Source organism: Rhodoplanes sp., from assembly GCF_013377085.1.
Classification (GTDB): Bacteria; Pseudomonadota; Alphaproteobacteria; order Rhizobiales; family Xanthobacteraceae; genus Rhodoplanes.
This window is the reverse complement of sequence record NZ_JACAAX010000050.1, coordinates 37,937-48,349: the sequence shown is the minus strand read 5'-3', so window position 1 is coordinate 48,349 and position 10,413 is coordinate 37,937. Positions and strand designations below refer to the sequence as shown.

Genomic DNA, 10,413 nt, shown 5'->3' with positions numbered 1-10,413 from the left:
CTGCTTCGCAACAGTCTCGGAATCCTCCGAGTCAATCACCCGGAAACCGTATCATACCCGCTCTCGCCATGTTCGAGTCCACCCGCGATTCGTCCGGATCGCCGGCCTCCTCGCCCCGCTCCGGGGCGCCCACACCACCCCTGCCATACGGTGCCGTACTTTGTACGTCTTCTAAACTATTGACACTAAAACGGTATTTTCTTGACGCGAGTGGTTCCGAATTGCACAAAGGGGGGAGGGGACGGTCACGGGGGTGGCCGACGGGTTTGGGGGTTCTCATGTCGGCCACTCGGCTCATCGCCGCGGGCGCGCGGGCCCGATCGCATCGGTCCGCACGGCTCGGCCGCGGATCCGGATTTACCGCTCCGCTCGTCGCCGGGCTGGCATCGCTCCTCACGTCGGTGTCGCCGCTCGCCGCCGCCGATCTCGCAGCCGATGTTTGGAACGGTGCGGTCGCGCGGTACGACTGGAGCGGCGCCTATTTCGGCGGGCATCTCGGCTATGGTCGCGGCGACACCCACAGCACGCTGCGCGATCCCGATCCGACCATCTTCGCGACGCCGTTCGGCAGCCTCTATGCCGGCTTCCAGGGCGGCTACAACGTCGTCCTGCCGTCTCGCCTGATGCTCGGCGTCGAGGTCGACGCGACATTCCCCAACTTCCTCGAGGACGGGTTCGCGGCGAACCGCACGAACGCGCAGGGGACCCAGTTCATCGAGCAGGTGGACTACATCGCCACGGTCCGAGGACGGGTCGGTTACGCCTTCGATCGCTGGATGCTGTACGGCACCGGCGGCTTTCTGGTCTCGCAGGCGCGGCTGACCGAAAATCCGGGCGTGGCCGCACCCGTGGACAAGCTGACGCCGACGCGGACCGGTTGGGCGGCCGGTATCGGTGCCGAGTTCGCCGTGACAAAGGACTGGAGCGCGCGGCTCGAATATCTCTACGACCACATCGGCGGCGTGCAGGCCGCGTTCCCGTCGGGAGACGTCTACGACTCCAGCATCAACATGCACATGCTGCGCGTCGGCATCAATCGATCGCTGCGGTGGGGCGATTCCCCCTCGGGCTGGGCGCCGGCCAGCAAGGCCGAGCCGATCGGCAAGGACTGGAACGTCGGCGAGAACTGGAACATCCACGGCCAGTTCACGGCCATCGGCCAGGCCTATCCGTCGTTCCGCTCGCCCTATGAAGGCACCAACAGCCTCACCGGCAGCCGTCAGTTCAAGAACACGGTGAGTGCGACGGCATTCCTCGGCGTCCGTCCCTGGGAGGGTACCGAGATCTACCTCAATCCGGAGCTGATGCAGGGATCCGGGCTGAGCGACACCTACGGGCTCGGCGCATACTCCAATGGCGAAGCGCAGAAGTCGGGCTTTCCGATGCCGCGCGCCAATATCGCCCGGGTGTTCGTCCGCCAGACCTTCGGGCTCGGCGGCGAGCAGGAAACCGTCGAGGACGGCCCCAATCAGCTCGCCGGCAAGCGCGACGTGTCCCGCATCACCGTGACGGCCGGCAAAATGTCGGTCATCGATCTGTTCGACGCCAATTCGTTCTCGCACGATCCGCGCGTCGATTTCATGAACTGGAACATGTACTGCTGCGGCTCCTACGACCTCACCATGGACAAGGTCGGCTACACCTGGGGCGCCGCCGCCGAGCTGAACCAGAAGCGCTGGGCGTTCCGCGTCGGCTACTTCCTCCTGCCGGCGGTCTCCAACGTCAACAATTTCGACGTCCATATGCCGGACCAGGGCCAGTATCTGGCCGAGCTCGAGCTGCGTTACTCGCTGTTCGATCAGCCCGGCAAGCTGCGCTTTCTCGGCTACCTGAACCGCGGGATGCTGGGGAGCTATGCCGAGGCCACGGCGATCGCGCTGCAGACCGGGATGCCTGCGGACATCGTGGCGACCCGCGCGGTTCGCAACAATTACGGGTTCGTCGTCAACGCCGAGCAGGCGATCACCGACGACCTCGGTGTGATGGCGCGGGCGAGCTGGGGCGCCGGTCAGACCGAGAAGATGGGTTGGACGGACAGCGACGAGAGCATCATGGTCGGCGGCGTGCTCAAGGGCACGTCCTGGGGGCGGCCCAACGACAAGATCGGCCTCGGCGGTGTCATCGACGGCCTGTCCCCCGAGGGACGGGCGTTCTTCGCCGCGGGCGGCATGGGCATCCTGATCGGCGACGGCATGCTCAACTATCGGACCGAAAGAGTGCTCGAGACCTACTACTCCTATAATCTCTCGCCCGGCATGGCCCTGACGTTCGACTATCAGTTCGTCGTCAATCCGGCCTACAACGCCGATCGTGGGCCGGTGTCGCTGTTCGCGGCGCGCCTGCATGGCGAGTTCTAGGACAGGCCACGGGTCCGGGTCTTCGCCGTCCTGACACCTCGCTGCTTCTTGCTCCGACTCTTCGGAGTTGGTACGCAGAGCGAGCGTTGCCTATATTATCGGCGCTGAAGTGCCGTCTCTCTCGCATAGTCCGATCGAGAGGCGGCTGACAACGGTCGATGAGGCAGTCACGGGGCGGGACCGCAGGTTCCGGGGGGCATGTCGGTCAGTCGGCACATCGCCCGCTGCATGCGGGACAGCGTGTTTCGGTCGTGCGCACGGCCGCGTCCCGGCGTCGTCGCCGGGATTCTGGCCGGGCTCCTGGCCGGGCTGGCGATGCTTGCTGCGTCGGCGTCGCCGGTCGCGGCCAGCGAGGCGGAGAGCTGGCTCGCCTATGCGCCGCCGCCGATGGCCGGCATCCGGCGCCCTGCCGCCACGCCGCAAGCCCACGCGGACGAGGACGAGGTCGACACCGAGCATATTTTCGGTATCACCATGGGCTCGGACATCGGCGACAAGGGCGAGCTCGAGCTCGAGCTTGAGACCTTCTCGGGCATCGGCAAGCGCTTTGGCTTGTATGTCTCGACCGCCACCCATACCCAGTTCAAATACACGGTGACGGACAATCTGCGGATCGCGCCCGGCTTCACGTTCGGCTCGCACCGGATCGAGGGCGTGCCGGAGCTCGTCGACCACAGCGAGGCGGGCCTGCAGGAGGCCTCGGTCGAGATCCGCTACAAGGTGATGGATCGCCACAAGGACCCGTTCGGGCTGACCCTCAACTTCGAGCCGGGCTGGACCGGCGTCGATCCCGTCTCGGGGCAGCGGGTCGAAGGCTACGGCAGCGTCGTCTCGATGCTGATGGACAAGGAGCTGATTCCGGACAAGCTGTTCGGCGCTTTCAATTTTGGCTGGACCGGCGATGCCGCGCGTCTGCTCGGCACCCGCGAGTGGACGCACTCGTCGGAGGTCGCCATCCAGGGCGCGTTCTCCTACCAGATCATGCCCAAGGTGCTGGTCGGGGTGGAGACCCGCTATCTGCGCGCCTATGACGGGCTCGGGCTCGACCACTTCCGCGGCGAGGCCCTCTATGTCGGCCCGACCTTCTCGTTGATGCTCTCGAAAGTGGTCGGTCTGTCGGGGACCTGGAACTATCAGGTGGCCGGCAAGGCGGTCGGCGACCCGGCCGCCTTCGACCTGCGCAACTACGAGCGCAACCAGGCGCTGCTGCGGCTCACCGCGCATTTCTGATCAGAGCGTGCTCGCCTCCGCGATCGGCACGATGCGATAGGAGATGCCGCGCCCCGGCAGCGCTTCCGACACCGAGGCCAGCAGGCGGCGGAGGTCCGGCTCCGGCAGCGTCACCGTGATCTCGACGACGCGGGTGTAGCCGCGGACCTGCTCGATGACGCTCTGATAGGCGGCGGCGTCGCCGTGGAACCGGACATCGCGGGTGATGAACCCGGCACGTGCCACAGAGTCGTGGTCGAGCATGCGGTCTACGACCTCCTCTTCCAGGGCGGCGGGAATCAACAGGACGAGTGCTGCCAATGTCATGCGCGGCGCTCCGCCGGCAGGCCGAAGCGGCGATAGAGGATCGGCAGGATCAGCAGCGTCAGCATGGTCGACGAGACCAGGCCGCCGATCACCACGATGGCGAGCGGCCGCTGCACGTCGGAACCCGGCCCCTCGGCGAACAGCAGCGGCACCAGGCCGAACGCCGTGATGCTCGCGGTCAAGAGGATCGGCCGCAGGCGGCGCCGCGCTCCGGTGATGACGATCTCGTTCGGCGCCATGCCCTCGTCGCGGAGCTGGTTGAAGCAGGACACCAGCACGAGTCCGTTGAGCACGGCGATGCCGAGGAGCGCGATGAATCCGATCGAGGCCGGCACCGAGAGATATTCACCTGAGGCCAGCAGGCTGAACACGCCGCCGATCAGCGCGAACGGGATGTTGACGAAGACCAGCAGCGCCTGGCGGACCGAGACGAAGGTCGCGAACAGCAGCACGAAGATCAGCACGAGCGCGAGCGGCACCACGATGGCGAGGCGCGCCGCCGCGCGCTGCTGGTTCTCGAACTGGCCGCCCCAGGCGAGCATGTAGCCCTCCGGCAGCGGCACGCGTTCGCCGACGACGCGCTTGGCCTCGTCGACGAAGCCGACCAGATCGCGGCCCCCCACATTGCTCTGGACAAGAGCGGTGCGCCGACCGTTCTCGCGATCGATCTTCACTGGTCCGTCGATCCGCTCCAGCGTCGCGATGGTCGCCAGCGGCACCGCCTTGCCGTCTGCCAGGACCAGATTGAGGCCGGCAAACCGGGCCGGAGAGTCGCGCAGCGCGTCGGTGCCGCGCAACAGCACGGGCGTGCGCCGGGCGCCTTCCAGCACGATGCCGAGCGACTTGCCCTCGATCTGCGAGCGCAACGCTTCGGTCAGGGTGTCGACATCGATTCCGAGCCGGCCGGCCTGCAGGCGGTCGATATTGACGCTGAGATACTGGAAGCCCTTGTTGAGGGTGGTGCGGACGTCCTCGCTGCCGGGGATCGTCTTGAGCTCCGCCGTGATCCGCTCGGCGAGGTCGTTCAGGGTGGCGATGTCGGGCCCGAAAATCTTCACCACCACGTCGCCGCGCGCTCCGATGATCATCTCCTGCACCCGCATCTCGATCGGCTGGGTGAAGCTGAAGCCGATTCCCGGGAGTTGCGCCAACGACTTGCGGAGCTCCCCGATCAGCCAGTCCTTGTCGCCCGGCCGCCGCCATGTCTCGGGCGGCTTCACCAGCAGATAGGTGTCGGTCTGGTTGAGGCCCATCGGGTCGAGCCCGAGCTCGTCCGAGCCGGTGCGGGCGACGATGCCGGTCACCTCCGGCACGTCCTTCATGATCGCCTGGTGGATGCGCAGGTCGAGCGCCGTGCTCTGATCCAGGCTGATCGAGGGCAGCTTCTCGACGCTGACGATCGGCGTGCCCTCCTCCATGGTCGGCATGAAGGTCTTGCCGAGCTGGCCGTAGGCCACGATGGTCACCACGAAGGCGACGCCGGCAACGGCCAGCACGGCCTTCTCGTGCCGCAGAACGAAGCGCAGCACCGGATCGTACAGCGCGATGCTGCGGCGGACCAGCCAGGTGTCGCCGTGCCCGCCGGTCCGGAGCAGCAGCGACGCCAGCACCGGAATCACCGTGAGCGACAGCAGCAACGAGCTCGCCAGCGCGAACACGATGGCGAGCGCGACCGGGATGAACAGCTTGCCCTCGAGTCCCTGCAGCGCCAGCAGCGGCAGGAACACGATGATGATGATGATGATGCCGGAGGTGACCGGCACCACCACCTCGCGCATGGCGTGAAAGATGCGATGCAGGAGCGGAACCCGGCCGGCGTGCCTGTCGTGGGCGAGATGGGCGACGATGTTCTCCACCACCACGACGGCGGCGTCGATCAGCATGCCGATCGCGATGGCCAGCCCGCCGAGGCTCATCAGGTTGGCGGACATGCCGGCCTGACGCATCAGCACGAACGTTCCGAGTGCCGACAGCGGCAGCGTGAGGGCGACCACCAGGGCGGCGCGCCAGTCGCCCAGGAAGAGAATCAGCAGCACCACCACCAGGACGGTCGCCTCCAGGAGCGATCGTGCCACCGTGCCGACGGCGCGGTCGACCAGGTCGCCGCGGTCGTAGAACACCCGCAGGGTCACGCCGGGCGGCAGGATGGGGCCGAGCTCGGCGAGCTTGGCGCGCACCGACTTCACCACGTCGCTGGCATTGGCGCCCCGCAGGCCGAGCACCAGGCCCTGCACGGCCTCGCCCTCGCCGTCGCGGGTCACGGCGCCGTAGCGTGTGATGCTGCCGATGCGCACCTCCGCCACGTCGCCGATGCGGACCATGCCGCCCGGCCGCGAGGCCACCACGATGGCGCGGAGGTCGTCGAGCGTGTGCACGCTGCCGTCGACCCGAACCAGCAGGACTTCCTCGCCGTCGGTGAGACGGCCGGCGCCGCCGTTGCGGTTGTTCGCCTCAAGTGCTTTCTGCAGCATGTCGACCGAGATCCCTCGCGCCGCCATGGCGAGATTGTTCGGAACGACCTCGAAGCTGCGAACGTGACCGCCGAGGGAGTTCATGTCGGCGACGCCCGGCAGTGTGCGCAAGGCGGGGCGGATCACCCAGTCGAGCAGGCTGCGCCGCTCGGCGAGCGACAGTCCTCCGCCCTCGATGGTGAACATGAACATCTCGCCGAGCGGCGTCGTGATCGGTGCGAGCCCGGCCGTGACGCCCGTCGGCAGATCCTTGACGAGGCCGGCGAGGCGCTCCGCCACCTGGTTGCGCGCCCAGTAGATGTCGACGCCGTCCTCGAAATCGACCGTCACGTCGGCGAGCGCGTATTTGCTCACCGAGCGCAGGATCTTCTTGTTCGGAATGCCGAGCAGCTCGAGCTCGAGCGGCGCGGTGACGCGGGTCTCGACCTCCTCCGGCGTCATGCCGGGCGCCTTCACGATGACCTTGACCTGCACGGGCGAGACGTCCGGGAACGCGTCGATCGGCAACTGCTGGACCGCGTAGACGCCGCCGGCGATCAGCAGGACGGTCGCGAGCACGATCAGGAGCCGGTGCGCGAGCGAGAACTCCACCAGTCGGTCGAGCATCACTCGACCCCTCCGAGGCCCTGCCAGGCCCCCTTGAGCGCCGCGAGCCCGCGCACGGCGATCCGTTCGTCGCCCTTGAACGTGCCGCTGACCACGGCGAATTCCGGCATCTCCTCCTGCACCGTGACGGGCGTCGCGACGAAGCCGGTCGGCGTCTGCACGAACACGAAGGCGTCGTTGCCCCGCCGCACGAGCGCCCCGGACTGGACGCGCCATTCCGCCTCGCTGGCGACCATCGGGGCGATGCGGGCCTCGACCACCTGGCCGGGTCGCAGATCCGCGGACGACTCGGTGAACTCGGCGCGAACGATCACGGTCTGCGCCGTCGCCTCGACACTCGTGCCGATCGACACCACGCGGCCGGTGATCGCGGGATCGTCGATCACCACGGCGGCGCCGACGGCAAACTTTCCGGCCCGCGCCGCCGGGACTTGGATTTCGATCCACAGCGGTGCGAGCTGCGCCAGCCGATAGAGCGGTGCCAGCGCCTCCACGGTCTGGCCCGGCACCCCGGTCGTCTCGATCACGACGCCGTCGACCGGCGAGACGACGACGAGGCGCGCATCGAGCGCCTGGGTGGCGATCAGCCGGTCGATGGCGGTGTCCACCATGCCGTAATGGCGCAGCGCCTGGCGGCGCTCGGCCGTGGTGGCGCGCGCCTGCGCATACTCGTTGCCGGTAGCCAGGACCTGCTTGCGCGGCACCGCCCCATAGGGCGACAGCGACTGCTCGCGCTCGAACGTCTCCTTGAGGAGCTGTTCCTTGTTGTGGGCGACCAGGAACTCGGCCTGCGCCTGGGCGAGGGGCGGGCTCTGCAACTCGGCGAGGACCTGACCGGCCTTGACCGTCTCGTCGATGCGGGCCGCCATCAATTCGATGCGACCGCCGAGCGGGGCGTTCAGCAGCCGGCTGCGATGCGCCGGCACCACGACCTTGGCGGGGAACCGCAGGCCCACGGAGGCGGGACGTTCCTCGAGCCGTGACGTCTCGATGCCGACGCGTTCGGCCTGGCTGGCCGAGACCGCGAGCGCGTCGCCGGCCCGGGCCGTCGTCGCCGGCGTTCCGAGGCCGGCCGCCAGAAGGCTGCAAATGAGCAGGGACAATATCTTGGGCATGGTGCTCGTTCGTCTGGTGCACGGCGCACGGCCGGCAAACCGGCGACGGATCGCAGTGTCGCCTCGACCGGCTGACGGAAGCCTGACGACCTCCCCGCATGCCCCGGCGGGGCGTTGTGTACCTGTCACAGAAGTGTCGTAACGCATGGGGCTGGACAGACGAGTCCGGGAGTGTTGCCAAACGGTTACATCGGCAGCGAAAAACAGCCGCTCCGCATCGTCAGGCCATTTGGAGCATAAGGCGCCAGTGTATGGACGAAGCATGAAGACTCGGCATCTGCTCGACATCTGCGCGATCTGTGCGCTGCTCGCGTGCGGCCCAGCCTGGGCCGCCGAGCTGGCTCCGCGCGTGGCTGGCGCTCCGGCTGCCGGTGCCCCCGTAGCGTACGACTGGACCGGATTCCATCTCGGCGCCCATCTCGGCTATGCGACCGGAACGTCCAATTGGTTGGCCAGCGAGCCGGCCGGCGGCGCCTCGACCGGCACAGTCGACATGTTCAACACCTACGACATGTTCAAGGGCACGGGCAGCTATACGCTCGGCCTTCAGACGGGCTACACCTGGGCTCTTCCCTCGCGTCTGGTGCTCGGCGTCGAGGCCGACGTCTCCGCCCCGAATCGGATCGGCAACGAGCGGGTGTTCTGGTCGCCGACCTTTGGCGAGACGGGCTATGGCGAACGGGTGGTGCTGTCGGGCACGGTGCGGGGCCGGGTCGGCTACGCGTTCGACAGCTTTCTCGCCTACGGCACGGCGGGCTTCGCCTGGAGCTACGACCGACTGACCCGCACGCCCAACCGCTCCGCGGCGACCGGCGAGGAGGAGCAGGACGGCACCGAGCCGATCCAGCTTTGGCGGCTCGGCTGGGCGGCGGGCGGCGGCATCGAGCTGCCGCTGGCGCCGAATTGGAGCGCGCGCGCCGAGTATCTCTACACGCATTTCGAGAGCAGTACCGTCACGTTCCCGATGTCCGGGCAGGCGTTCACGTCCGATCTCTCGCTGCACACTGTCCGGCTCGGCCTCAACTACCGGATCGGCGAGGGCGGCAAGGTCGGCGACCTGCTCACGACCGGTATCTCGCCGCTGGAGCTCGACCGCTTCGCCGTCCACGGACAGACCACCTTCACGTATCAGGCCGCGCTGCCGTTCCGCTCGCCCTATGCCGGACAGAACAGCATGATCCCGAGCCAGGGCCGCCAGACCTGGGACGCCACCTTCTATGTCGGGGCGCGCCTGTGGGACGGCGCCGAATTCTGGATCAATCCCGAGATCGACCAGGGCTTCGGCCTCTCCGACACGTTCGGCATCGCCGGCTTCCCGAGCGGCGAGGCCTACAAGGTCGGCAACGCCTATCCGTATGCGCGGATTCCGCGCGCCTTCATCCGCCAGACCATCGATCTCGGCGGCACGGTCGAGAAGGTCGAGGGCGGCATCAACCAGTTCGCCGGGTCGCAGACCAGTGACCGGCTGGTGATCACGGCCGGCAAGTTTTCCTCCGTCGACGTGTTCGACACCAACAAATACGCGCACGATCCGCGCACCGACTTCCTCAACTGGACGATCGCCGACACCGCGACCTTCGACTACGCCGCCGACGCCTGGGCCTTCACCTACGGCACCGCAGTGGAGTGGTATCGCGGCGATTGGACCTATCGGGCCGGCGTCTTCGATCTGCCGGTGACACCGAATTTCACGGATCTCGATCCGAGCTTCGGCCAGTTCCAGATGATCGGCGAGGTCGAGCGCCGCTATCAGCTCTGGGGGCAGCCCGGCAAGATCGCCGTGACGGGCTTCCTGAGCCGGGCGCGGCTCGGCCGCTTCGAGGACGCCATTGCGCTGGGGCAGGCGACCGGCACCACTCCGAGCCTCGCGGCCGTGCGGCGCTACACCAGCAAGCCCGGCCTCTCGGTCAATCTGGAGCAGCAGATCACGCCCGACATCGGGCTGTTCGCCCGCGCCGGCTTCAACGACAAGAACCTCGAGGTGAACGCCTTCACGGACGTCGACCGCACCGTCGCGGCCGGCACGGTGCTGTCCGGCCGGATGTGGGGGCGCTCCGACGACTCGATCGGCATCGCCGGCATCGTCAACCATATCTCCGATGCCCATGTCGCCTATCTGAACGCCGGCGGCCTCACCGCCCTGCTGGGCGACGGCAAGCTGCCCCATCCCGGCCTCGAGCAGATCCTGGAGACCTATTACAGCTTTCCGCTCGGCGCCTTCCGGGCCACCCTCGACCACCAGCTCGTCATCAACCCGGGCTACAACCGCGACCGCGGACCGGCCTCGATCGCCGCCTTCCGCCTGCGCTCGTTCTTCTGATCGCGCCT

At 67.7% G+C, this 10,413-nt stretch carries 6 protein-coding genes; 3 read left to right on the top strand and 3 right to left on the bottom strand.

What is annotated here, in order from left to right:
* The first annotated feature begins 278 nt into the window (after window positions 1-278).
* Window positions 279-2,357 carry a carbohydrate porin gene (locus HXX10_RS25525; RefSeq protein ID WP_296526119.1) on the top strand — a complete coding sequence of 693 codons (2,079 nt, stop codon included), beginning with the start codon at window positions 279-281 and terminating at the stop codon, window positions 2,355-2,357.
* 198 nt (window positions 2,358-2,555) lie between these two features.
* Window positions 2,556-3,587 carry a hypothetical protein gene (locus HXX10_RS25520; RefSeq protein ID WP_296526118.1) on the top strand — a complete coding sequence of 344 codons (1,032 nt, stop codon included), beginning with the start codon at window positions 2,556-2,558 and terminating at the stop codon, window positions 3,585-3,587.
* On the opposite strand, the gene HXX10_RS25515 is transcribed toward HXX10_RS25520, so the two are convergent.
* Genes HXX10_RS25515 through HXX10_RS25505 form a run of 3 tightly spaced genes read right to left on the bottom strand, consistent with a single transcriptional unit; the run spans window position 3,588 to window position 8,085 of the window.
* The gene (locus HXX10_RS25515) at window positions 3,588-3,893 is read right to left on the bottom strand and encodes a DUF3240 family protein (protein ID WP_296526117.1); all 306 of its coding nucleotides are present in this window, start codon (window positions 3,891-3,893) and stop codon (window positions 3,588-3,590) included.
* Window positions 3,890-6,970, bottom strand: coding sequence for a CusA/CzcA family heavy metal efflux RND transporter (locus tag HXX10_RS25510; protein ID WP_296526123.1), 3,081 nt, complete (start codon window positions 6,968-6,970; stop codon window positions 3,890-3,892). The genes HXX10_RS25515 and HXX10_RS25510 overlap by 4 nt, the downstream gene beginning before the upstream one ends.
* Window positions 6,970-8,085, bottom strand: coding sequence for an efflux RND transporter periplasmic adaptor subunit (locus HXX10_RS25505; protein ID WP_296526116.1), 1,116 nt, complete (start codon window positions 8,083-8,085; stop codon window positions 6,970-6,972). Before HXX10_RS25505 ends, HXX10_RS25510 begins: the two co-directional genes overlap by 1 nt.
* Before the next feature lie 262 nt (window positions 8,086-8,347).
* On the opposite strand from HXX10_RS25505, the gene HXX10_RS25500 reads away from it, so the two are divergent.
* Complete coding sequence (locus HXX10_RS25500; RefSeq protein WP_296526115.1) at window positions 8,348-10,405, top strand: carbohydrate porin; 2,058 nt, start codon at window positions 8,348-8,350, stop codon at window positions 10,403-10,405.
* The last annotated feature ends 8 nt before the right edge of the window (window positions 10,406-10,413 follow it).

Bases quoted from the DNA above. Each gene is read 5' to 3' on its own strand.
- HXX10_RS25525 (WP_296526119.1), top strand. From the start codon at position 279: ATGTCGGCCACTCGGCTCATCGCCGCGGGCGCGCGGGCCCGATCGCAT.
- HXX10_RS25520 (WP_296526118.1), top strand. From the start codon at position 2,556: ATGTCGGTCAGTCGGCACATCGCCCGCTGCATGCGGGACAGCGTGTTT.
- HXX10_RS25515 (WP_296526117.1), bottom strand. From the start codon at position 3,893: ATGACATTGGCAGCACTCGTCCTGTTGATTCCCGCCGCCCTGGAAGAG.
- HXX10_RS25510 (WP_296526123.1), bottom strand. From the start codon at position 6,970: ATGCTCGACCGACTGGTGGAGTTCTCGCTCGCGCACCGGCTCCTGATC.
- HXX10_RS25505 (WP_296526116.1), bottom strand. From the start codon at position 8,085: ATGCCCAAGATATTGTCCCTGCTCATTTGCAGCCTTCTGGCGGCCGGC.
- HXX10_RS25500 (WP_296526115.1), top strand. From the start codon at position 8,348: ATGAAGACTCGGCATCTGCTCGACATCTGCGCGATCTGTGCGCTGCTC.